Source organism: Solwaraspora sp. WMMD1047, from assembly GCF_029626155.1.
In the GTDB taxonomy this organism is placed as follows: Bacteria; Actinomycetota; Actinomycetes; order Mycobacteriales; family Micromonosporaceae; genus WMMD1047.
This window is the reverse complement of record NZ_JARUBL010000001.1, coordinates 8,004,193-8,026,715: the sequence shown is the minus strand read 5'-3', so window position 1 is coordinate 8,026,715 and position 22,523 is coordinate 8,004,193. Positions and strand designations below refer to the sequence as shown.

General features: G+C 72.1%; 20 protein-coding genes. 10 read left to right on the top strand and 10 right to left on the bottom strand.

Going from position 1 to position 22,523, the window contains the following annotated elements; all coding sequences use genetic code 11:
• Nucleotides 1-66 precede the first annotated feature (66 nt).
• Nucleotides 67-1,374, top strand: coding sequence for an ATP-binding protein (locus O7627_RS36550; protein ID WP_278097997.1), 1,308 nt, complete (start codon nt 67-69; stop codon nt 1,372-1,374).
• A gap of 225 nt (nt 1,375-1,599) precedes the next feature.
• On the opposite strand, the gene O7627_RS36545 is transcribed toward O7627_RS36550, so the two are convergent.
• Nucleotides 1,600-2,181, bottom strand: coding sequence for an N-acetyltransferase (locus tag O7627_RS36545; protein WP_278097996.1), 582 nt, complete (start codon nt 2,179-2,181; stop codon nt 1,600-1,602).
• A gap of 126 nt (nt 2,182-2,307) precedes the next feature.
• Here O7627_RS36545 and O7627_RS36540 point away from each other — a divergent pair, with 126 nt between their 5' ends.
• Nucleotides 2,308-2,874 carry a DoxX family protein gene (locus O7627_RS36540; RefSeq protein WP_278097995.1) on the top strand — a complete coding sequence of 189 codons (567 nt, stop codon included), beginning with the start codon at nt 2,308-2,310 and terminating at the stop codon, nt 2,872-2,874.
• Nucleotides 2,875-3,089: 215 nt separating this feature from the next.
• Nucleotides 3,090-4,562, top strand: coding sequence for a glycosyltransferase 87 family protein (locus tag O7627_RS36535; RefSeq protein ID WP_278097994.1), 1,473 nt, complete (start codon nt 3,090-3,092; stop codon nt 4,560-4,562).
• Nucleotides 4,563-4,602: 40 nt separating this feature from the next.
• Here O7627_RS36535 and O7627_RS36530 read toward each other — a convergent pair whose 3' ends face one another.
• The 4 genes from O7627_RS36530 to moaC all read right to left on the bottom strand — a co-directional run bounded on the left by O7627_RS36530 (nt 4,603) and on the right by moaC (nt 7,731).
• Nucleotides 4,603-5,058 carry a molybdenum cofactor biosynthesis protein MoaE gene (locus O7627_RS36530; protein WP_278097993.1) on the bottom strand — a complete coding sequence of 152 codons (456 nt, stop codon included), beginning with the start codon at nt 5,056-5,058 and terminating at the stop codon, nt 4,603-4,605.
• Nucleotides 5,059-5,107: 49 nt separating this feature from the next.
• A complete protein-coding gene (locus tag O7627_RS36525) occupies nt 5,108-6,313 on the bottom strand; it encodes a molybdopterin molybdotransferase MoeA (protein ID WP_278098558.1) in 1,206 nt (401 codons plus the stop codon).
• Between the two features lie 345 nt (nt 6,314-6,658).
• Entirely contained in the window at nt 6,659-7,129 is a 471-nt protein-coding gene (locus O7627_RS36520; RefSeq protein WP_278098557.1) for a MogA/MoaB family molybdenum cofactor biosynthesis protein, read from the bottom strand.
• 128 nt (nt 7,130-7,257) lie between these two features.
• On the bottom strand, nt 7,258-7,731 hold the full coding sequence (gene moaC / locus O7627_RS36515; RefSeq protein ID WP_278098556.1) for a cyclic pyranopterin monophosphate synthase MoaC: 474 nt from the start codon (nt 7,729-7,731) through the stop codon (nt 7,258-7,260).
• Between the two features lie 840 nt (nt 7,732-8,571).
• On the opposite strand from moaC, the gene O7627_RS36510 reads away from it, so the two are divergent.
• The 6 genes from O7627_RS36510 (at nt 8,572) to O7627_RS36485 (ending at nt 14,728) form a co-directional block, all read left to right on the top strand.
• Complete coding sequence (locus tag O7627_RS36510; RefSeq protein ID WP_278097992.1) at nt 8,572-11,097, top strand: bifunctional diguanylate cyclase/phosphodiesterase; 2,526 nt, start codon at nt 8,572-8,574, stop codon at nt 11,095-11,097.
• 56 nt (nt 11,098-11,153) lie between these two features.
• Nucleotides 11,154-12,518 carry a glycosyltransferase 87 family protein gene (locus tag O7627_RS36505; RefSeq protein ID WP_278098555.1) on the top strand — a complete coding sequence of 455 codons (1,365 nt, stop codon included), beginning with the start codon at nt 11,154-11,156 and terminating at the stop codon, nt 12,516-12,518.
• An 82-nt stretch (nt 12,519-12,600) separates the two neighbouring features.
• Entirely contained in the window at nt 12,601-13,023 is a 423-nt protein-coding gene (crcB, locus tag O7627_RS36500; RefSeq protein ID WP_278097991.1) for a fluoride efflux transporter CrcB, read from the top strand.
• Nucleotides 13,020-13,421, top strand: a complete 402-nt coding sequence (locus O7627_RS36495; protein ID WP_278097990.1) for a CrcB family protein — start codon at nt 13,020-13,022, stop codon at nt 13,419-13,421. Before crcB ends, O7627_RS36495 begins: the two co-directional genes overlap by 4 nt.
• 232 nt (nt 13,422-13,653) lie before the next feature.
• Nucleotides 13,654-14,289, top strand: a complete 636-nt coding sequence (locus O7627_RS36490; RefSeq protein ID WP_278097989.1) for a phosphoribosyltransferase family protein — start codon at nt 13,654-13,656, stop codon at nt 14,287-14,289.
• A gap of 19 nt (nt 14,290-14,308) precedes the next feature.
• On the top strand, nt 14,309-14,728 hold the full coding sequence (locus tag O7627_RS36485) for a zf-TFIIB domain-containing protein (RefSeq protein ID WP_278097988.1): 420 nt from the start codon (nt 14,309-14,311) through the stop codon (nt 14,726-14,728).
• Nucleotides 14,729-14,794: 66 nt separating this feature from the next.
• Here the strand turns inward: O7627_RS36485 and O7627_RS36480 are convergent, their stop codons facing one another.
• On the bottom strand, nt 14,795-17,479 hold the full coding sequence (locus O7627_RS36480) for a replicative DNA helicase (protein ID WP_278097987.1): 2,685 nt from the start codon (nt 17,477-17,479) through the stop codon (nt 14,795-14,797).
• 409 nt (nt 17,480-17,888) lie between these two features.
• Between O7627_RS36480 and O7627_RS36475 the strand changes: the two genes are divergently transcribed.
• Nucleotides 17,889-20,579, top strand: coding sequence for a hypothetical protein (locus O7627_RS36475; RefSeq protein WP_278097986.1), 2,691 nt, complete (start codon nt 17,889-17,891; stop codon nt 20,577-20,579).
• 90 nt (nt 20,580-20,669) lie between these two features.
• Here the strand turns inward: O7627_RS36475 and rplI are convergent, their stop codons facing one another.
• The 4 genes from rplI to rpsF all read right to left on the bottom strand — a co-directional run bounded on the left by rplI (nt 20,670) and on the right by rpsF (nt 22,326).
• Nucleotides 20,670-21,119, bottom strand: coding sequence for a 50S ribosomal protein L9 (gene rplI / locus O7627_RS36470; RefSeq protein WP_278097985.1), 450 nt, complete (start codon nt 21,117-21,119; stop codon nt 20,670-20,672).
• Between the two features lie 14 nt (nt 21,120-21,133).
• Entirely contained in the window at nt 21,134-21,373 is a 240-nt protein-coding gene (gene rpsR, locus O7627_RS36465; protein ID WP_007073789.1) for a 30S ribosomal protein S18, read from the bottom strand.
• A gap of 41 nt (nt 21,374-21,414) precedes the next feature.
• Complete coding sequence (locus O7627_RS36460) at nt 21,415-21,939, bottom strand: single-stranded DNA-binding protein (protein WP_278097984.1); 525 nt, start codon at nt 21,937-21,939, stop codon at nt 21,415-21,417.
• A gap of 96 nt (nt 21,940-22,035) precedes the next feature.
• Nucleotides 22,036-22,326, bottom strand: coding sequence for a 30S ribosomal protein S6 (rpsF, locus tag O7627_RS36455; protein WP_121157770.1), 291 nt, complete (start codon nt 22,324-22,326; stop codon nt 22,036-22,038).
• Between the last annotated feature and the right edge of the window lie 197 nt (nt 22,327-22,523).

The following is a 22,523-nucleotide window of genomic DNA, read 5'->3' as shown; positions in this document are numbered from 1 at the left end:
CGACACGCCTACCCCGATCTATCGGCATCTAGCCCGACGGCTAGACGACCGGATAATCTCCGATGCGTGGATCCGGTCCGCAACCCGTACGCGCCTGGCGCCGGCCAGCGCCCACCCGAGCTCGCCGGTCGCGGCCGCGAGCTCGAGGTCTTCGACATCGTGCTGGAACGGGTAGCCCGCGGCCGGCCGGAACGCAGCCTGATGCTGACCGGCCTGCGCGGCGTCGGCAAGACCGTGCTGCTCAACACGCTCCGCTCCCAGGCCATCGGCCGGCTCTGGGGCACCGGGAAGATCGAGGCACGACCCGACCAGTCGCTGCGCCGACCGATCGCCGCGGCGCTGCACATGGCGGTCCGGGAACTGGCGCCGCACCACCGCGCCCCGGATCGGATCGACGCCTTCCTCGGCGTACTCAAGGCGTTCGCGCTGCGGGCCAACCCGCCGGCCACCGGCCGGAGCGGAGCCGGCCGGGCCGGGTCGGCGCCCCGGCTGCGCGACCGGTGGCAGCCCGGCATCGACGTACCCGCCGCGACCGGCCGGGCCGACTCCGGCGACATCGAGATCGACCTGGTCGAGCTGCTCACCGACGCGGCAAGCGTCGCCACCGACGTCGGCACCGGAATCGCGATCTTCATCGACGAACTGCAGGACGTCGAGGCGGCCGACGTCTCCGCGCTCTGCGCCGCCTGCCACGAGCTGTCCCAGCTCGGCGCACCGCTGATCGTCGTCGGGGCCGGGCTGCCGCACCTGCCGGCGGTGCTGTCGGCGGCGAAGTCCTACTCGGAGCGACTCTTCCGCTACCAGCGCATCGATCGGCTCGACCGGATCGCCGCCGACCAGGCCCTCTGCGCGCCCGCCGAGCGGGAGCAGGTCGAGTACGAACAGAAGGCGCTCGACCTGCTCTACGAGAAGTCCGGCGGATACCCGTACTTCGTGCAGGCGTACGGGAAGGCGACCTGGGACCACGCGCCGCGATCCCCGGTGACCGCGGCCGACGTACGGGTGGCCGCCCCGGAGGCCGAGGCGGAACTGGCGGTCGGCTTCTTCGGGTCCCGGTTCGAGCGGGCCACCCCGGCGGAACGGGAGTACATGCGGGCGATGGCCGCGCTGTCCCGGGTCGGCGGCCCGGCCGGCGCCGACGGGCCGGACGCGTCCGGACCGGACAGCGATGCGACGGCCGGGGCGGTTCCGGACGACCTGGACGCCGCCGTGCCGACCGCCGAGATCGCCCGGTCGCTGGGGCGTAAGCCGGCCAGCCTCTCGCCGGCCCGGGATGCGCTGATCAAGAAGGGGCTGATCTACTCCGGCGAACGCGGCACGGTCGCCTTCACCGTCCCGCACTTCGGCCGCTATCTGCGTACCCAGCCGGCGTGACCTTCGCCGGCCACCTGCATACCCAGCCGGCGTGACCTTCGCCGGCCACCTGCGTACCCAGCCGGCGTGACCTTCGCCGGCCACCTGCGTACCCAGCCGGGGCTGACCGTCGGCCGCTGTCCGCGTACCCGGGCGGCCTGAGGTGGCGTGGCGGCGGCCTGGCCTGGGACGCGCGCAGCCGGACCGCCGGCCCTACACAGCAGCCGCCGGCCCGCGTGCCGTCGGTCAGACCTGGGACCAGGGTGGTGGGTAGCGGACTTCGCCGGGCGGGACCGGCTCGGCGCCGCTGACGTCCGGTGGCAGCACCAGCGCCTGCCAAGGGGCGCCCAGCCCGGACCAGGGACTGGTCAGCCCGAGCTTGCTGGCCGGGGCGAAGCCGAAGCGCTCGTACCAGGCCGGGTCGCCGAGCACCACGACCAGCCGCTCGCCGAGCTCCGCGGCGGCGTCCAGGGCGGCCCAGACCACCGCCGTGCCGTACCCGCGACGCTGCCGGGCCGGGCGCACCGCGACCGGGCCGAGTGCCAGCGCCGGGAAGCCGGCGGGATCCACCCGGACCCGGGTCAACAGGGCGTAGCCGACCACCTGGCCGAAGGTCTCGGCGTCCTCGGGGATCGAATCGTCGTCGCCGCCGTCGAACTCGGCGACCATGGCCAGTTCCGGCAGCCAGGCGTCGGTGTCGCGGAGGGCGTCCACCAGGGTCACCTCGTCCGGAACGGCCACGCCGGGACGGGCGAACGCCTCGCCCAGCACCCGCCGGACCCCCGGCACATCCGCCGGACCCTCCGGCCGCAGCCGAGCAGTCGTCACGCCTGGCGACGCTACCGGTACCGGATGGATGACCGCATCCAATTGCGCGGGCGATCCGGGATCGGGTCGGCCCCGGTCCCGGCGGTTGCCGCGTAAAGCTGGCGCGGACCGGGTATGACTTGAACCATGAGACCGGTACGCTCCGCCGCCCGCGCCCTGCTCAGTGGAATCTTCGTGGTCAGCGGCGCGCGGTCACTGGCCAATCCCGAGCCGTTCGTGGACCGGGCCCGGCGGGTCACCGACCGGGTCGGGCCGGTGCTGGCCAACGCCCACCCGAAGCTGCCCACCGAGCCGGAGCCGCTGGTCCGGTTGAACGGGGCGCTCCAGGTCGCCGGCGGACTGCTGCTGGCCACCGGGCACCTGACCCGGCCGGCGGCCGCCGTGCTGGCCGGTACGCTGGTGCCGACGACGCTGGCCGGTCATCCCTTCTGGACCATCGACGACCCGGCCGAACGCCGGATCCACCAGGTGCACTTCCTGAAGAACCTCGGCCTGCTCGGCGGGTTGCTGCTGGCGGCCGTGGACACCGAGGGGCGGCCCGGCCTGCGGTACCGGACCAGTCACGCGGTCGGCCGCACCGAGCGGGCCCTGGGTCGCAGCGGCCGATCGGTGCGCCGGTCGGTCCGTACTGCCCGTCGGGAGGCCCGGATCGCGGTCCGCTCGGCCGCGGCGGCGCGTCGACTTCCGGGATGACCTGCGGTAACAGCGGATACATGCTACTTTTTCATGACTCGGTGACTCGATTCGCCTGAACCGTACACGCCGCGTTAACGCGGCTGAAATGTCGCGAACTAGTGTGGGATCGGACACGGTCGCATAACGCAGGAGGCCGCCGGGGGGTGGGTCACTCTAGGCTCGACGAGGACCTAGGGCGGAATAACCAACAACGGTACGGGGGTGGCCACGTCATGCCGGCGACCGTCGGACGACGGCTGGACCGCCTTGCCCCAGTCCGCCGCGCCGCTCGTGAGATCGACCAGCGGGCTCGTGGGATCGACAGTCGAACACTGGTACGGATCGGCATCCTGGCCGCCGTCTGGTACGCCGCGTGGCTCGCCATCGTCGCGTTCGGACGCCCGTACAACTTCTTCGACATGAAGATCTACCACGGTGCGGTGGCCTGGTGGGCAAGCGGTAACGACCTGTACGCGTTCATCGCGCCCCGGACCACATTGGGCTTCACCTACCCGCCCTTCGCGGGCCTGGTGATGGCGCCGATGGCGTACCTGCCGATGGCCGTCGCCGGCTGGCTCAACGTCCTGGCCAGCCTCGCCGCGCTCGCCCTCGTCCTGGTCGTGCTGCTCCGGCCGATCGTGGACCGCCTCGGCTGGCCACTCTGGTTCGCCGTCGGAATCGCCGTCCCGGTCGCCGCCGCGATCGAACCGGTCCGGGAAACCCTCGGCTACGGCCAGGTCAACGTGCTCCTCTTCGGCCTGGTCATGGCCGACCTGATGGCGCTGCGGTGGCGCGCCCGCCGCGACCCGCTCCACTCCGCCGACGACGGACCGCTGCGCCGGTTCTGGTACAGCGGCGCCTGGGCCGGAGCCGGCATCGGCCTGGCCACCTCGGTCAAGCTCACCCCGGCGCTGTTCATCTGCTACCTGCTGATCACCCGGCAGTGGCGGGCCGCGATGACCGCGGTCGGCACCGCCGTCGGCGTCACCCTCGCCACCTTCGCGATCGCCGGCCGCGAGTCGATGACCTACTTCACCGGCGTGCTCTGGGCCACCGAACGGGTCGGCGCCGCCGACATGACCCCGAACCAGTCGCTGGCCGGCCTGCTCGCCCGCCTCTACGACTCGATCGAGACCCCCGGACTGCTCTGGCTCGCGTTCGCGATGCTGCTGCTCGCGGTCGGTCTCTCCCGCGCCTCCCACGCGCACGCCGACGGCGACGAGCTGACCGCCTTCACCCTGGTCGGCCTGACCACCAGCGTGATCAGCCCGATCTCCTGGACCCACCACCTGGTCTGGGTGATCCCGGCCATCGTGGTGCTCGCCGACGCCGCGCTGCGGCGCCGCAGCGCCAGCCGCGGCATGCTGCTGGCCGGCGGCCACCCGCCGGTCAGCCCCGGGTTGAGCGGGATGACCACCCTCCGCTCGCCGATCTGGTTCCCGAGGCTCACCGGGTTCCGGCACGCGGCCGCCGCGCTCGGGCTCTACCTGCTCTTCCTCGTCTCGCCGATCTGGCCGTACGAGCACCAGCTTCCCGAGGTGTCGCACTATCACCACGGGCTGTTCGGCGCGCTCATGGAGAACTCGCTGGCCATCGCGTTGATCGTGCTGGTCGCGGCGCTACCGTGGCGGCCCGGCGCCGAGCCCGCGTTCTACGCCGAACGCGGCCGGTTCGGCCGCCGCGTCACCTCCGACCAGGGCTTCTGAGCCGGGCTGCCGCTGAGCCGCCCTGCTGGGCTGGGCCGGCTCAGGGGCAGTTCACCCACTCCTCGGTGCCGTCGGTGAAGACCTGGCGCTTCCAGATCGGCAACCGGGCCTTGGCCTCGTCGACCAGCCGGGCGCAGGCGGCGAACGCCTCGGCCCGGTGCGCGGTGCTGACGGCGGCGGCCAGCGCCACGTCGCCGATCCGCAGCGGCCCGACCCGGTGCGACACCGCAACCGCCCGGACGGCGGGGTCGGCGGCGATCTCGGCCGCGACCTCCCGCAGCACCGCCTCGGCGCTGGGGTGCGCCTCGTACTCCAGGCTGCTGACCGAGCGGCCGTGGTCGTGATCGCGGACCACGCCCTGGAACGAGACCACTGCGCCGGCCGCCGCGTCCGCCACCGCCGCTTCGTGCGCGGCCAGGTCGAGCGGCTCGGTGCCGACCGCCACCAACGTCAGGCGACCGTTCGCCGGGGCGGCCGCTGGCGTGTCCGTGCTCATCTCGCGCTCCGATCTCTGCCGTGGGTTTCGGGTGGGGCCACCAGCACGGTCACGGCCGTTCACCCGGAAGCAGCGGGAGCGGTACGACCGGTACCCGGTCGCCCGGTTCGCCGCGCCCGCCGGGGCCGATGACCGCGAAGCCGTCGGCCTGGGCAAGTCCGCGCAGCATCGCCGAACCGACGTGCCGCACCGGGTGCGCGGTTCCCCGGACCTGGTCCAGCCGGACCAGAGCCAGGTGGGTGTAGTCACCGCGACCCGGAACCGGCTCGCCGAGGGTCGCGTGCGGCAACACCGGCAGCGGCCTTCCCTGCAGACCGGCCAGCAGGGGGGCGACAAGCGAGACGATCGCCACGATCGCCGACTGCGGGTTGCCGGGCAACCCCGCGACGAACCGGGGCCGGCCGTCCGGTCCGGGCACCCGGGCCACCAGCATCGGGAAGCCCGGCCGGACGGCGACGGTGTTCACCACGTACTCGGCGCCGAGCTCGCGCAGCGCCGGATGTAGGTGGTCCACCGGGCCGTGCATGGTGCCGCCGGTGGTGCAGACCAGGTCGGCATCGACAAGCGCCGCCCGGATGGCCTCGACGTGCGCCGGAAGGGTGTCGGCCACCGGCGAGACGTGGTCCGCGTCGGCCACCCGGCACCCGTAGCGGCGCAGCCAGGACGGCACAGCCGGGCCGAGCGCGTCGCGTACCCGCCCGGCGCCGGGCGGGCCGGCGGTCAGCAGCTCGTCGCCGAAGACCCGCAGCGCCGCCCGGGGCGGCTGGTGCACCCGCAAGGTGTCGTAGCCGCACGAGGCGGCCAGGCCGATGACGCCGGGGTCGACGGGCGTGCCGACGGGCAGCAGCTCGGTGCCGGCCGGCGCCTCCTCACCGGCCGCCCGCCACTCGGGCGCGGGTCGGGGATGGCCGGCGATCCGGCCGTCGGCGGTGGTGGTCGACTCCTCGACCCGCAGCACCGCCTGGGCGCCGTCCGGGAGCATGGCGCCGGTGGCGATCTCCACCGCCGTCCCGTCCCCGGTCAGCGGCGGCGGGGTGGCACCGGCGAGCACCCGGCCCACCGGCCGCCACGGCCCGGTTCCGCGGACCGCCCAGCCGTCGACGCTGGAGGTGGGGAACGCCGGCAGCCCGGTCGGGGTGCGGAGTGGCTCGGCGAGGGTGCGACCGTCGGCCTGCGGCAGCGGTACGTCGACCGGGGGCGGCGCGGCCGCCAGCCCTTCCGCGTACACGATTGCTCTGGCCTGCGCCCAGCCCACCGGAACCGGAGCGGTGCTGGCGCGGGCCGCGGTCGAGCCGGCGGGAACGGTGCTGTCGGCACTCACGCGGCGAGCCTAACGCCGCAGTGGGACACCGGTCCGGCCAGTACCTCACGCTCGCCGGCCGGCCGGGGCCATGGCCGGTCAGCCAGAGCCAGCCTGACTCGGCCAGCCGCGCCGGGCCGGACGCGCCGGCCGGGTCGGGCGGGCCGGGTTGGGCGGGGAAGCTCGGGCTGGGAACTGCCGCAAATGCCGTCGTCCCGGCGACGAGGTGAACACCAGTTACCCTACGACTCGGTTTTAGGGTAACTGGCGTTCACCTCGTGCCCGTCCGCAGTGCTTGCGTCAGTGGTCGCCGCCGCGGATCTGATCTACGGCGTGGGACAGGATGGGGGCGAGCACGGCGAGACCGTCCCGGGCGCCGCCGGTCGAGCCGGGCAGGTTGACCACCAGGGTGCGGCCGGCCACCCCGGCTACCCCCCGGGACAGCGCGGCGGTCGGCACCGCCGACCGGCTGTGTGCGCGGATCGCCTCGGCGATGCCGGGTACCTGGTAGTCCAGCAGGGCGGCGGTCACGTCCGGGGTGCGGTCGGTCGGGCTGATGCCGGTCCCGCCGCTGGTCAGGACGACGTCGACCCCGTCGGCGACGGCCTGCCGGAGCACCTGACCGACCGGCTCGCCGTCCGGCACCACGACCGGGTCGGGCAGCTCACAGCCCAGCTCCCGCAGACCGGCGACGAGCAGCGGCCCGCTGGTGTCGGCATAGACCCCGGCGGCGGCCCGGTTGGAGGCGACCACCACCAGCGCCCGGACAATCTTGCCGGTGCCGTCTGCGCCGCCGGCGGGGCGGGAGCCGGAGCCGGTAGCACCCTCCGAGTTGGTGGCGTCGTCCGCGCCGCGCGAGCCGTCAGCGCCGCCCGAGCCGGTGGCGCCTGCCGGGGTGGTCATGCGCGGTCCGCCGGGCGGGTCCAGTCGCCGGTCTTGCCGCCTTCCTTGCGCAGCACGCGTACCCCTTCGAGGGAGGCTGCCGGGTCCACGGCCTTGACCATGTCAATCAGGGCGAGTCCGGCGGTGGCCACCGCCGTCAACGCCTCCATCTCCACCCCGGTCCGGTCGGCGGTCTTCGCGGTCACGGTGATGTCGACGGTCGTCTCCCGCAACTCCAGGTCGACGGTGACTCCGTGCAGCGCGATCGGGTGGCAGAGCGGAATCAGGTCGGGGGTGCGTTTGGCGCCCATGATGCCGGCGATCCGGCCGATCGCCAGCGCGTCGCCCTTGGGCAGGCCGTCGCGGCGCAGCAGGTCGATCACCTCGGCGGTGGTCCAGAGCGTGCCGCCGGCGATCGCCCGCCGCCCGGTGGGTTCCTTGGCCGAGACGTCCACCATCCGTGCCGCACCGGCGGAGTCCACGTGGGTCAACTGCGTCGACCGATCACTCTCCGCGGGCGGATCGTTAACTGCGGACTGGTCGATATCTGCGGGCTGGGTCACCCGGCGAGCGTACCGAGCCGGTTACCCACCCGAGGCATCCGCTCAAATACCCACGAAACAGACACCGGCCGGCTAACGTACGGCAGCTTTCTGGCAACCTTGGCGATACATTGACTTGCGTCATTCTGGTTCCGCCGGTCGGTCGTCTTCACATTCTTCACGTTGACGCCGCTATCCGAAATCCCATAATTTTCCGTACAGTGTTGACGTACCGTCCCCGCCCAGACACGGGGCGAGTTTTACCAGGTCACCCGATGGAAACACCCGGCGACCGCGTCGACACTCAGGCAACACCACGGTACGAGGCCACGAGGATTTCGTCACATCGCACATCCTGGACACGGGGACCGGCGGTACAACTAGGCCGCGTAACACCGCAATGCCAACCAGCGCAATCAAGGCAACGGTCGACCGGGTACTCCGCAAGCAGCAGCCTTCCGCCACGACGGTCGTTGGGATTAACAAGCCCAGCGCGCTCAGTTCCCATACCCGGACAGACCGTAACGAATACTCCCGGGCTTGACGAATAATGAGCATAGCGACATTTATTGGTTCTAATCACGCTCTAGCGCTACTAAGCTGCCCTCATTGATCACGGGGAAACAGTCAGTGACCGAACGGCGGCGGCAACCGCCGAACGGCCACCCCGGACGAAGGAGAGCGCCATGCGCGGCAGCGACTGGATGTGAACGATCCAACCAGGGCACCAGGGCCTTCCTATTGCTACCGTTACTGAGCACGAGGACCCGGTAGCGCTGAGGAACCGGTGTGAACCAGACACAGCGAGACGACAACGGGACCGATCAGCGGCTACTGCCGCTCCTCGGTCTCGTCGCTGTTTCCGCCGCCGTAGCGGCGGTCGTCTCCCTGCTGGACGCCTTCCGCAACCCTCCCGACTCGTTGGCCGAGGTGGCCACCGTCATCGCGCTGACCTTCACGATCACCATCAGCCTCATCGTGACGGCGCCGATCCGGATCCGGTCCACCACCCACGCCACCACCTGGGCCGAGACCGCCATCGTTCTCGGTGTCGCCATCGCACCGACGTCCTGGGTGGTGCTCTGTACCGGAATTGGCCTGGCGGTCGCCGTCCGAATCCTTCGACTACCACGGGTGAAGGGGGTCTTCGCGGTCAGCAAGAACATGCTGGTCGCGGTGGCCGCCGGTATGACCCTGAACGCCACCGACTGGGTCTGGCCGCCGGTGGAGCCGCACCACATGATCCTGCCGCTGGCCGCGGCCTATGCGGTGGCGGCCCTGTTCGACCAGGCCCTCGCCATTCCGGTGATCGCGCTGGCCACCCGGACCAAGGTGCTCCGCCAGTTCCGGGACGACTGGGACCTGCGGTTGGCCGGATTCGCAGTACGGTTCGTGGTGACGGTGGTCACCCTTCTGATCCTGTTGGCCGACAGCCGCCTTCTCATCGCCGTCCCCCCGCTGGTGCTCAGTCTGCATCTCGCGTACGCGACCCGGATCCAGGCCCGCGCTGAGCAACAGGCCTGGCAGCGCCTCGCCCACACCACCGATGCCCTGAACGTCATCGATCTCACCGAGGTGCTACGCACCGCTGTGACCCGGGCGGCCGACCTGCTCTCCGCCGACGAGGTCGAGGTGGAGTTGCACGCGGGCCACCGGGTGGTACGCGGCAGCAGCGAGACGATCAGCTACGACGGCGATGCCGACGGTCCGCTCTCCACCCTCAACGGATCGGTCATCTCAAGCGAGATGGTGGGACACGACGGCAGTCGGGTCGGCACGCTGCGGTTGCGCTTCCACGGGCCGGTCGGGCTCTCCGAACGGGAGCAGTACACACTGCGTACCTTCGCTTCCGCGCTCTGTACGGCGATCCGCAACGCGTCCGCGTACGCGGAGCTGAACCGGGCCGCCGAGGAGCACGCGCACGCCGCCGCGCACGACGCGCTGACCGGCCTGATCAACCGGCGCCGGCTGATGGAACGCGGCGCAGAGCTGCTCGCCGGCCGGCACGCCGACGGCGTCACCGCCCTGCTGCTCATCGACCTCAACCACTTCAAAGAGGTGAACGACACCCTCGGCCACCCCTCCGGCGACCGGGTCCTGGTCGAGGTGGCCGACCGGCTGCGCGCCAGCGCCGGCGGCAACGACCTGGTCGCCCGGCTCGGCGGCGACGAGTTCGCGATCCTCTTCACCGGCCTGCCGGCCCCGGCGATCGCCACCCACCGCGCCGACGCCCTGCTCGCCGTCCTACACGAGCCGATCAACCTGGACGGCATGCGGATCAGCGTCGAGGCCAGCGGCGGCATCGCGGTCGCCCCCGGCACCGGCGGGATGGCCGAACTACTCCGCCGCGCCGACGTCGCGATGTACCAGGCCAAACGCAGCGGCCGGCGGATCGCCACCTACACCGCCTCCCGGGACACCGCCGACATCGGCCGGCTCACCCTCGGCGGCGACCTGCCCCGGGCGGTCGCCGAACACGAGTTCACCGTCAACTTCCAACCCATCGTCGACCTGGCCAGCGGGGAGGTGCTGGCCGCCGAGGCGCTGGCCCGCTGGCACCACCCGGCGCAGGGCACCATCGACCCGCTGCGGTTCCTGGAGGCGATCGAACGCTCCGGGCTGCTGCCGGCGTTCGCCGAAGCGGTCCTCGACCAGTCCCTGATCGCGGCCGGCACCTGGCGCGACGCCGGCTTCGACCTGCCTGTCGCGGTCAACGTCTCGCCGCGCAGCCTGCTCGACGCCCGCTTCCCCGGGTCGGTGCTGGCCCGGCTGCGGGCCCACGACCTGCCGTCCGACCGGCTCATCCTCGAACTGACCGAAACGCTCACCCTCAGCCAGCTCGAAGTGGTCGACCAGGTCCTCGGCCAGCTCCGGGACGCCGGCGTCCGGCTCGCCCTCGACGACTTCGGCACCGGCTACTCCTCGCTGTCGGTGCTCTCCCGGATCCCGGTCCACGAGCTGAAGATCGACCGCGCCTTCGTGATGACGATGGAGTCGTCGAACGAGGCGGCCGCCGTCATCCGCTCCACGGTCGACCTCGGTCGCAGCCTGGACCTGGTGGTGGTCGCCGAGGGCGTGGAGAGCGAACCGCAGCGCCGGGCTCTCTGGGAGTTGGGCTGCGTCGCCGGCCAGGGCCACCTCTTCGCCCGGCCGATGCCGTCGGCCCGGATGCTGGCCGCCCTGCACCGGGGCGCCGGCGGGCGACCCGGCACGCTGGCCCCACCGCTGCACGACGCCGGCTCGGTGGTCCGGATGCCGCCCAGCCGGCGATCCGGCGCCCGCCGCTCGGACCGTCTGCCACACTTGCCCGCGTGATCTCTGCCGCCCGGTCCCGGAACCGGGCCGCCGCACGAACGTGGAACCGGGTTGCCGTGCGGACCTGGAACCGGGCCGACCGGGCGGCCGGCGGCCTCGCCGCGGACCTGCTGCTCTATCTGCTCGCCGCGGCGTTCGCCGCCGCCACCGCCGCCACCTCAACCCTGCTGCCGCACCGGGCCTGGGGGGCCGTGGCCGCGTTCGGCTACCTGGCCGCCGCGCTCGCCGCCACCGGGCAACTGCTGGCCCGGCGCCACCGGCCCGACAGCCCTCTCGCCGGCACCCCGGCCCGCACCGCCCTGGTCGCGCTGACCTGGGCCGGCACCGCCCTGCTGCCGCTGGTGTGGCAGAGCACCCAACGAGCCGCCGGCCACCCGGCCCGCGCCCAGGAGGAGGTGGTGGTGATCGAGGACTCCGGGCGGCGGCTCCTCGACGACGGCACCCCCTACCTCGGACTCGACGCGATCACCGCGCTCCCGCCCGACGAACGGCTGCTGGGCTACAACCCGTACCAGCCCGGGATGGCCCTCTTCGGACTGCCGCGGGCGGCCGCCGGCGACGTCTGGTGGACGGACGCCCGGCTCTGGTTCGCCCTCGCCACCGCCGCCGCGCTGCTGCTCGCGGTCGCCACCCTGCGCCGCGCCCGGACCGCCCCGGCCGCCGGGACGGCCCAAGCCGCGCAGCGGGACGCCGCGCTGGTCCGGGCCGGGCAGTTCGCCACCGTACTCCCGGTCTGTGCCCTGACCCTGGCCACCGGCGGCGACGACCTGCCGGTGCTGGCCTGCTGCCTGTTGGCGTTGGCGCTCGCCGCCAGCCGCCGGTTCGGCGCCGCCGGCCTCGCCATCGGCGTCGCCGCCGCCCTCAAACTTCTCGCCTGGCCGGTCGCCCTGGTGCTGCTGGTGCACGCCGCGACCGCCGGGCGGCGGGCGCTGGGCCTGCTGGCCGCCGGAGCGCTCGGCCTGCCGGCCGCCGCGCTGCTGCCGGCGCTGCTTGTCGACCCGGCCGCCCTGGTGGAGAACGTCGTGAAGTTCCCGCTCGGCCAGGGCATCGTCACCAGCCCGGCCCAGTCGCCGTTCCCCGGCTACCTGATCGCCTCGAACCTGCCGGGCGGCCGGGCGATCGCCGCCGCGTTGCTGGTCGGCACGGCAATCGCGATCGCCGTCGGACTCGCCCGCCGCCCGCCGCGCACGGCCGCGTCGGTCGCCCTCTTCTGCGGGTACGGCCTACTCGCGGCGATCCTGCTGATGCCCGCCACCCGGTTCGGCTACCTGCTGTACCCGGCCGCCCTGCTGGCCTGGGTGCCGGCGTTGCGACTCGCCACCGAACCCGCCACCGGTACCGCCGCCGAACCAGCCGCCCGACCGGACGGCCGGACCCCTGGCGAGGGGCATGCCGTAGCCCCGGGCCAGCCGGCGCGATGACCACAGCGCCCCCGCCACGACCACGGCTGCCACCCGATGGCCACTGCCGCCGCGCCACGACCACGGCTTTCGTGGGATGACCATGGCCGGGCAGGCGGACCCGACCCCGGTCGCGGTGGCCGGCTGGCGGGTCCTCGCGGTGATCGCGGCTGGCGGCGCGCTCGGCTCGGCCGCCCGCTACGGCCTAACGGTGGCCTGGCCGACCCCGACCGGCGGCCTGCCCTGGGCGACGCTTGTCACAAACCTGATCGGTTGTCTCCTGCTCGGTGCGCTGCTGCGGATCATCACCCGCCACTCGGCGCCGCACCACCTGATCCGCCCGTTCGCCGGGACCGGGCTGCTCGGCGGGTTCACCACCTTCTCCACGTACGCGGTGGAGACCCGCGCCCTGCTCGGCGCCGGTCAGCCGGGGCTCGCCGCCGGCTACGTGGTCGGCACGCTCGTCGGAGCGCTCGGCGCGGTGCTGCTCGGCCACTGGCTGGTGAATCGGGTGACCGGGTCATGACGCTCCTGCTGGTGCTGGCCGGCGGCGCCCTGGGGGCGGTCTGCCGGTTCCTGGTCGACCGGTTCATCACCATCCGCCGGCGCGGGATCATGCCGTGGGGCACCCTCGCCGTCAACGTGGCCGGTTCTCTCCTGCTCGGCCTGCTCGCCGGGATCGGCACCGGGGCGGCGGCCGGCGGATCGCTGCCCGACTGGCTCGGCGCCCTCGCGGGCACCGGCTTCTGCGGCGCGCTTACCACCTACTCCACCTTCAGCTACGAAACCGTCCAGCTCGCCACCGGGGGCGGCTCCGCACCCGGCCGCCCCGCCCTCGGCCCGGCGCTGCTCAACGTCCTGCTCACCCTGGGGCTCGGCATCGGCGCCGCAGCCCTCGGCTGGTCCGTCGCCGCCGCGCTCTGACCGCTGCCGTTCTACGACGACGGCACGCCGCCGCTCCGCCGGCGCGGCGGGGGGTTCCGCTGACACGTGGTGACTCCTCGCGGGCTCAGCTGGCGGGCGGAGCAGGCTCGGCGGGCGGCCCAACCGTCTCCGTTCTCCAGCGGCCGCCTCCCTGCACCACCGGGCTTCCTGCCTTATTACTTTCTGCACCGTCTGCCGAGCGGGCGGGCGGTTGAGGGCGTAGACCTGAGGGATGGAGACCATCTACCGGGACCGGGCGGAGGCCGGCGCGGTGCTCGCCGACGAGCTCGCCGACCTGGCCGAGCGACCCGACGTCATCGTGCTGGGCCTGGTCCGGGGCGGGGTCCCGGTGGCCGCCGCCGTCGCGGACCGGCTCGGCGCGCCGCTCGACGCTCTGGTCGTACGCAAGCTCGGGGTTCCGCAGGCGCCCGAGGTCGCGTTCGGGGCTGTCGGCCCGGGCGGGGTACGCGTCCTCAACGAAGAGATCGCCGACCGGATCGACCCGGCGCAGGTGGAGGTCGTCGTCCAGGCCGAGATCGCCGAGCTGGACCGGCGGGAACGCCGGTACCGGACCGGGCGCCCACCGCTGCGACTCGAAGGACGGACCGCCGTCACCGTCGATGACGGGCTGGCCACCGGCGCGACCGCGCGGGCGGCCGTCACGGTGGCCCGCCGGCTCGGCGCGACCCGGGTGGTGCTCGCGGTTCCGGTCGGCGCGCCCGAGGCGTACCGGGCGCTCGCGCAGGAGGCCGACCAGGTGGTCTGTCCACTGGTGCCGGCGGAGTTCGGCGCGGTGAGCCGGTTCTACGTCGACTTCCACGAGGTGTCCGACGAGGAGGTGACGGCCACGCTGGGGGGCACGGGGTGAAATGGGAAGGTACCGTCGAGTGATGCAGATGACCTGTCCGAAGTGCCGCGGCGAGATGCGTCAGTACGAGCGCAGCGGCGTCACCGTCGATCAGTGCACGGAATGTCGCGGAATCTTCCTCGACCGCGGCGAGTTGGAGAAGCTCTTCGACGCGGAGGCCAACTGGAACCAGCAGCAGGGCCAGCGCCAGGCCACGCCGCCACCGCCTCCGCCGGCCGCGGCCCCCGGCTACGCCCCGCCGCCCCCGCCGCCGCCCGGACAGCACCACCCCGGCTACGCCGCACCGCCGCCGCCGCAGCCGGTCGCCCACGGCTATCCGCCGGCCCCCGCCTACGGGCGCCAGGGTTACCACGGCCACTACCGGAACAAGGGCGGCTACCACGGCCACTACCGGAACAAGCGGCACAAGGGCGGCTTCCTCGGCGAGTTGTTCGGCTGAGCTGACCGTCGTGGTCCGGGACCGGCCGGGGTACGCCCCGGGTACCGGTCCCGGGCCGTTCGTGTGTCAGACGATGGCCATGTCGACGAAGCGGGACAGGTGCAGTTGGGCGGCGACGGTCACCGTGTCGGTCGGCCCGTTCCGGTGCTTGGCCACGATGAAGTCGGCCTCGCCCGCCCGCGGCGACTCCTTGTCATAGTAGTCATCCCGGTGCAGAAGGATCACAACGTCGGCGTCCTGCTCAATGCTGTTGTGGACAGCGATGCCGTTGGCGATGAAGTTGTGCAGTCCAAGAACGGTCGCGTCGTAGACCTCCTGCTCCCCCAACGACTCGATGGTGACGACTTCGTCCCAGAAGATGTCGTTGGTCGCCTGCAACTCCAGGTCCGCCGCGTCCAACACCGCTGCGACCCGCGCGAGTCGGTGTCGACTCGGTGCATGCCGCCACAAGGTGCTGCCACAGAACTTGGTGCCCATCGCCTTCGCGAAGTCGCGGTGAGTAACACCCTGATCTGTGAGAGCGGCTCGAACCCGGGTCCACACCTCCCGAGGCACCGTGTCGACGTTGGCGTTACTCGGGACGTGGGCGAGCGCAGCTTGAAGTCGATCACAAGCAACGGCTCGTGCGCCGTGCACACCTATCTCCCGTAAGAACCTGAGTTGATCGTCGCGTCCGGAGACATCGAGCGTGTACTGCGGGCGATAGTTGGCTGGTTGGTGGGTCTTGATGCGGCCGTTGATGCCGAACCGGAGCAGCAACCGCGACAGATCATCAACCAGCCGGCGGCTCGTCGACGAGTAGTAGATCCGGCCGCCGCGCGCGGTCTTGTTCACATGGATCGAGCCGTCTGTGGCCCAAAGGTGTCTCAGGAAGGTTGTGACCTGGTACTTCGGAAGAGCGAAGACTTCTCGCGGGACGAACTTCTCGTGTGAACGGAGCCCAAACAGGTTCAATCCATCCAGCCACTCGGCGATCGGATTACGTCGACCTCGGGCTAGCCGGTACGGGGCTGGAAGCCGCAGGGTGGTGACACGGGCAGCGGGACAGTCGTCCCGCACAGCGGTGATCCCAAAACAGCGGGCCGCGTCGGTAACGACACGAAGATTCTCCTCGTCAACGCTCGCGTAACGGATCGGCTGCCTTCGCACGAAGGATCCATCGCCCAGCAGGTGCGCCAGCATGACAACGTGGGGTTCCGGCCACGGTTCCGCAGGCCCGGTGGGCGCCGGGATGTGACGAGGCGTACCTATCCGGGCACCTGGAGCAAGTTCTGAAAGGGGGTGCCAGCCGTCGAACATCAGGAACGGGTGGTTTCCGGTCGCCCGGATCTCCTTGCCAGACGCTAGGCGAAGGAGGAAGACTTCCTTGCGCCCGCTTGGGAACGCGTGAGTCATCGTTCGCGGGGTGTACTTCAGTCGCTCATCGAGTGACCATACGGGGATCCCCGTCTCGCCGGATGCGAGCAGTTCGCCGAGGGTGACCTCCGCATTGGTGTCTGCGCGGATCAGCCTGGTTTCAGCCGTCAGACAACCCGATTCGCGCAAATCGGACAGTTGAGGACGCTTGTCAGTGCGTTGCTCCGGGCCACGGTTCAGTTGGCTGACCGCGATCACCGGGCACTCGACCTCCTTGGCCAGCAGCTTGAGACCCCGGGAGAGCTCGGCGACCTCCTGCTGCCGGCTCTCGGTGCGCTTCGGTGAGCTCATCAGCTGGAGGTAGTCGACGACGATCATCTTGAGGTCGTGTCGCTGTTTGAGCCGGCGGGCCTTGGCCCGGATCTCCATCAGGTTCATGTTCGGCGTGTCGTCGACGAAGAGTGGCGCCTCGCTGATCTCGCCCATGCAGCGGGCCAGCTTGGTCCAGTCGTCGTCGGAGAGCTGCCCGCTGCGCAGCACATGCAGGGGCACCCGCGCCTCGGCCGAGAGCAGTCGCATGACGATCTCCACCTTGCTCATTTCAAGCGAGAAGATCGCCGACGCGTGATTGTGTCGAATTGCGGCATTTCTAGCAAAATCCATAGAAGCGGTTGATTTGCCCAAACCCGGCCTACCTGCCACGATGATGAGCTGCCCGCCGTGCAGGCCATTGAGCAGGCGGTCCAGGTCGGTGAAGCCGGTCGGCACGCCGGTCATCACGCCGCCCTGTGCCCCGACCGCCTCGATCTCGTCGAGGGTCGGTTGCAGCATGTCGGCCAGCACCGCGAAGTCTTCGCTCACCCGCCGCTCGGTGACGTCGTAGACCGCCTGCTGGGCCAGGTCGACGACATCGTCCACGTCGCGACCGCCACCGGCGGCCGAGCCGTAACCGAGCTGCACGATCCGGGTGCCCGCCTCGACCAGCCGGCGCAGCACCGCCCGCTCGCCGACGATCCGGGCGTAGTACGCCGCGTTCGCCGCCGTCGGCACGCTCGCGATGAGCGTGTGCAGGTAGGGGGCGCCGCCGATCCGACCCAGGTCACCCGAGTCGGCCAGCGCGGCGGCCACCGTGATCGGGTCGGCCGGCTCACCGCGTCCGTAGAGGTCGAGCACCGCGTCGAAGATGGTGGCGTGCACCGGTCGGTAGAAGTCACCCGGCTTGAGGATCTCCACCACGTCGGCGATGGCGTCCTTGGAGAGCAGCATGCCACCGAGTACGCACTGCTCCGCCGCGATGTCCTGTGGCGGAGTCTTGTCGAACTGACCGTCCCGCCGGCCCGGCCCGTCGCCGCCGTCCGCCGACGCGGGCGCCCGCACATCGTCGGTGATCGACACCGGATCCCCCTCCGCCGCGTCCGTCCCCCGTACAGCCGACCGCAGGGGTACGACAATCTCGCCGCCATCGCACCGGGCCGACCTCGACCGGGGGCGTCGTGGCTGGCCAGGCGGGCCGAGCCGTAACCATACGGACCGGCGCGCCGATCGCTCAACCGCGGAGGTGGACGAGCCTCGGGACAACCTGTGGACAGTGCCGGCCTGGATGTGCGCCGGCCTGTGCACAGGCTGTGGACAACGATTGGGGAAGGTAGGCTGGACCGGGCCTGACTAGGGCGGACTTGCTCCCCATCCTGTGGAGGGCGAAAACCTCAGGAGAATTGTTCCTGCTCACGTCGTATCATGGGCACCTACGGATCTGCCTGAACGGCTTGTCGCACTCGGATCGCAGAAGGGTCACGCTCCGGCCGTGGACTACCGGGACTGGGGGCCGAAGGATCGCGCCCCGCGCGAGCGGTACCCCACTGACGCCTGGAACGAAGACCCCGAGCCGCCGACCGACAGCATCACCGAGCTTCTGCACGATGACGGACTGCAACCGGGTGGGCCGTACGCGCCCAGTCCGGAAAGCTATTCGACCCCGAGCCGGCGGCGCGGCGCGAGCTACGACGACGCCGACCGCTACACCCCGGCCTGGGCACTGGAGCCGGAGGCGGCACCCGCACCACGCGGCGGCCGGCACCGGGGCGACCCGTCCGGCGCGGAGAGCGGGCGGTCGTACCAGTCGGGCGGCACCGGCTATCCGAGCCGGTGGGACAGCACCGGGTCGACCACCCCTTGGGAGCAGCGCACCGAACCGTCCAACAGCCCTTCGACGGCGCCGCGAGCCCTCCGGTCGGTCCGGGACACCAGCGGTGACCTGTTAGGGCTGCGGGATTCCCTGTCGGACGAGCCGCCCCGGGTGGGTCGCCGCCGCGCCGACGACGACGCCGACCCGGCACCGCGTCGCCGCCGCGCCATCGAGTCCGGCCCCCGCGCCATCGAGTCCGGCCCCCGCGCCATCGAGTCCGGCCCGCGCGCCATCGAGTCCGGCCGCCGCGCCATCGAGTCCGGTTCCCGCGCCGACGCCCCAGCGGCGCGGACGACCCCCTGGTCCGCAGGCGACGCAGCCGGGAGTGTCGAACCCGAAGATCGGGGTGTCGAGCTCGAACGCTGGGTCGAGCCACGCCGCCGCACCGGGCCGCGACCCACCGCCGAGTCGCGACCCACCGATCCATGGCGTACTGCCGAGCCGGGGCGCCGACGCGCTGCTGACGACGCTCAGGTGGAGCGCACCGGAGTCGGCCGCTGGGACCGACGTACCAAGGTTGCGGCAGACCAGGCCGAGGAGCCGGCCGCCCCCGTCCGCCGCTGGGACCGGCCGGGCACCGACGACCAGCGGTGGCGCAGGAGCGCCGACACCGACCAGCGACGCGACATCGTCGCCGAGCCCGGCCACCGGCGGCGCGGCGGCGCCGACACCGACCAGCCGAACGAGTCGGTCGAAATGGCGCCGGCCCGGGGCGCGGCGAGCGTGCCCGTTGCGCCGCGGGCAACCGTCTACGGTCGGCGGCGCGACCCGGCGGCGGAGGAGGTCGAGACCGGAGCCGGTCGATCGGCACGCCGGGCGGAGCCGGAGGACGAAGCCGGGCCGACCGAAGGGGGTACCGGCGACCGACGGGGCAGATTCATCGAGGCCGCGGGATGGGGTCGGTCCGCCGACACCACCGAATGGGAGCGGGCGACCGCCGACGATCGACTGTACCGATCGCCCGATCCGGCCCGGCGGGACAAGGGCGACGGCGGCCGGCGTGGTCGGGCGGCTGCCGATGGCATTCGACGGACCCGGGGCGACGGCGACCGTGGCGGCCGGCGGTCCCGGGCCGACGGCGAACGCCGGACCAGGCCGACCGGCGACGCGGACCGGCGCCGGTCAGCCACTGACTCGGACCGGCGCCGGTCTGCCGGCGACTCGGACCCCCGGAGCCGGGCGGCCGGCGACGTCGACCGGCGCGGCCGAGCTGGAGGTGACCTCGATCGCGGCAGCCGCGCAGCGGGCGAGCCTGATCGCAGCGGCTGGTCCAGCGGGGACGGAGTCCGGCGGACCGGCTTCACGGCGGATCCGGACGTGCGGCGGGCCGAGTCCGGGGTTGGCACGGCCGGTTGGTCCCCGCCCACCAGCGGCGCTGCGGGGTGGCAGCGGCCGAGCAGCGACGACGAGGGTTGGGGCAGGTCCACCGAGACCGGCCAGTGGGACGGCCTCGCCGACACCGGCCAGTGGGACCGGTTCACCGACACCGGGCAGTGGGACCGCTTCACCGACACCACCGAGTGGAGTCGCGGGCTGCTGGAGCGCGACGGCGACGGCGGCGACGGCGACGGTCGGCCCTGGCACGACAGTGGCGAGACCTTCTGGTCCGGCACCCGGCTGGCCGGCGACGACCCCCGCTGGGTGAACACCCCGGAGACCGCGCCCCGCTCGCCCGCGGTCGCGTACTCGAGTCCGCCGCGGGATCGGCCCACCGCGCCGGCGCAGACCGAGGGCCGGGTGGCCACTCCGACCCGGACCGGCCGGACCGGCTACGAAACCCGACCGACGTACGGGTCGAGCACCAGCTACCGGTCCAGCACCGGCTACCAGGCCCGGACCGGCTACCAGACGCAGACCGGCTACCAGAGCCAGACCGGGTACGCGTCGCGAAGCGGTCTGGACTCGGTCTCCCTGCGTCGCCGGAGTACGGCCCGGATCGAGGACGACCTGCTCGATGCCGATCCGGGCAGCCCGCTCACCGCCGTGCTCTACGCCGCGGCCTGGTACGCCGTACCAGTGTTGGTTTTCTTCGTCTGGCTGCTCACCCTGGACGGGAGCGCCCCGGCCGGCTGCGTCACCGATGTGACCGGCGGCGGTTGCGACTCGGCGCGGGCGAAGGCGATGGCGTCGATGCTCGGCGCCGCTCCCCGGTTCGGGTTGGCGATGATGGTCAGCCTGGTCACCGCCGTGCTGCTGCGGTGGGCCAGCCCGACCTGGAAGACCGGCAGCGTCGGGCTGGCCGCCGCGGTTGTCGGTGGCGGCCTGTCGACCGTCCTGGTGAGCGTGGTCAGCGGACAGGCGCTCGGCTGAGCGATCCGTCGCCGGCAGCAAGCCTGCGGCACGCGCAAAAGCGGTGCGGCGACACCCGTGGGTGTCGCCGCACCGTGTGGTTGTGCTGTGTTACTTCGACTTGTTCACGTTCAGGTCGAACCGGGCGGTGACCTCCGGGTGCAGCTTGACCCGCACCGGGTAGGAGCCGACCGACTTGATGTGCCCGGGCAGCTCCAGCCGGCGCCGGTCGAGGACCGGCCCACCGGCCGCCTTGACCGCGTTGACGACCTCGGACGGGGTGACCGATCCGAAGAGCCGCCCGCCGTCGCCGGCGCGTGCGGTCAGGGTGACCTTGAGGCCCTCGAGCTGGTTCTTGACCTCGGTCGCGTGTCCGAGATCCCGGATCTCCCGCGCGGAACGAGCCCGCTTGATGACCGTGACCTGCTTCTCCGCGCCCTTGGTCCAGCCGATGGCGAAGCCCTGCGGGAGCAGGTAGTTACGGCCGTAGCCGTCCTTCACCTCGACGATGTCGCCGGGCGAGCCGAGGCCCGACACCTCCTGGGTAAGGATGATCTTCATGTCGGCGCCCCCTCTCAGCGGGCCGTCGCCGTGTAGGGCAGGAGCGCCATTTCACGGGCGTTCTTGACCGCACGGGCGATCTGGCGCTGCTGCTGGGAGGTGACCCCGGTCACCCGCCGAGCGCGGATCTTGCCGCGGTCGGAGATGAACTTGCGCAGCAGCGCGGTGTCCTTGTAGTCGATATAGGTGATCCCGTCCTTGTCGAGCGGGTTCACCTTCTTCTTCGGCTTGCGCAGTGCCGCAGCCTTTGCCATTGCTCTTGCTCCTGGTTTGCGATCGCGGGTGCTCGCCCGCATCAGAACGGGGGCTCGTCGTCGAAGTTTCCGCCGCCGCCCGATCGGGCGCCCGAGGAAGCCGGGGCCGCCGTGGCCCAGGGGTCGTCGAAGTTTCCTCCGCCACCCTGGCCACCGCCGCCACCACCGGAGGCGCCGAAGCCGCCACCGCCGCCGCCGGACCGCGACATCTTCTGCACCTTCGCCGTGGCATACCGCAGCGACGGGCCGATCTCGTCGACCTCCAGCTCGATGACGGTGCGCTTCTCACCCTCGCGGGTCTCGTACGACCGCTGCTTGAGCCGGCCCGAGACGATCACGCGGGCGCCCCGCTGCAGCGACTCGGCGACGTGTTCGGCCGCCTGCCGCCAGACGGTGCAGGAAAGGAACAGCGGCTCGCCGTCCTTCCACTCTCCGGACGCCCGGTCCATGAACCGGGGCGTCGAGGCGACCCGGAACTTGGCAACGGCGGCACCGGACGGGGTGAACCGCAACTCGGGGTCATCGGTCAGGTTGCCGATGACCGTGATGGTGGTGTCTCCTGCCATGACCATCTCCTCGCGCGCTCATCAGTGCCTGCGGTAAGGCTGCCAGAGCCGTACGACAGGGACGATGAGGCTGATCCGGGCGTGCCGGGGAACGCGTCAGCGCGTCTCCGGCCGGATGACCTTGGTACGCAGCACGGACTCGTTGAGTCGGAGCTGCCGATCCAGCTCGGCCACCGCCGCAGGGGATGCCTGCAGGTCGATGACGGCGTAGATGCCCTCGGCCTTCTTGTTGATCTCGAACGAGAGGCGCCGGCGGCCCCACACGTCGAGCTTCTCCACCGAGCCGCCCGCGGTCCGAATCACGTTCAGGTACGTGTCGAGCGACGGGGCGACGGTGCGCTCCTCGAGACTTGGATCGAGGATGACCATGATTTCGTAATGACGCAAGACGTGCTCACCTCCTATGGGCTAGGCGGTCACGGTCCTTCCGTGACAGGAGGTCGTGCGTCGTCGTGCCGGTCCGGCCGTGGCGGTCCCACGAGCGGACGCGGACAACCTGACCAGGTTACCCGGACCCCCGGGGCGGCGCGCCACCGGGACCGGCGCGGGGTCCCCCGGGACTGGCCGGCCGCCCCGCTGGTCGA

Bases quoted from the DNA above. Each gene is read 5' to 3' on its own strand.
- O7627_RS36490 (WP_278097989.1), top strand. From the start codon at position 13,654: ATGGAGACCATCTACCGGGACCGGGCGGAGGCCGGCGCGGTGCTCGCC.
- rpsR (WP_007073789.1), bottom strand. From the start codon at position 21,373: ATGGCAAAGGCTGCGGCACTGCGCAAGCCGAAGAAGAAGGTGAACCCG.
- O7627_RS36540 (WP_278097995.1), top strand. From the start codon at position 2,308: ATGAGACCGGTACGCTCCGCCGCCCGCGCCCTGCTCAGTGGAATCTTC.
- rplI (WP_278097985.1), bottom strand. From the start codon at position 21,119: ATGAAGATCATCCTTACCCAGGAGGTGTCGGGCCTCGGCTCGCCCGGC.
- O7627_RS36460 (WP_278097984.1), bottom strand. From the start codon at position 21,939: ATGGCAGGAGACACCACCATCACGGTCATCGGCAACCTGACCGATGAC.
- O7627_RS36495 (WP_278097990.1), top strand. From the start codon at position 13,020: ATGACGCTCCTGCTGGTGCTGGCCGGCGGCGCCCTGGGGGCGGTCTGC.
- crcB (WP_278097991.1), top strand. From the start codon at position 12,601: ATGGCCGGGCAGGCGGACCCGACCCCGGTCGCGGTGGCCGGCTGGCGG.
- O7627_RS36535 (WP_278097994.1), top strand. From the start codon at position 3,090: ATGCCGGCGACCGTCGGACGACGGCTGGACCGCCTTGCCCCAGTCCGC.
- O7627_RS36530 (WP_278097993.1), bottom strand. From the start codon at position 5,058: ATGAGCACGGACACGCCAGCGGCCGCCCCGGCGAACGGTCGCCTGACG.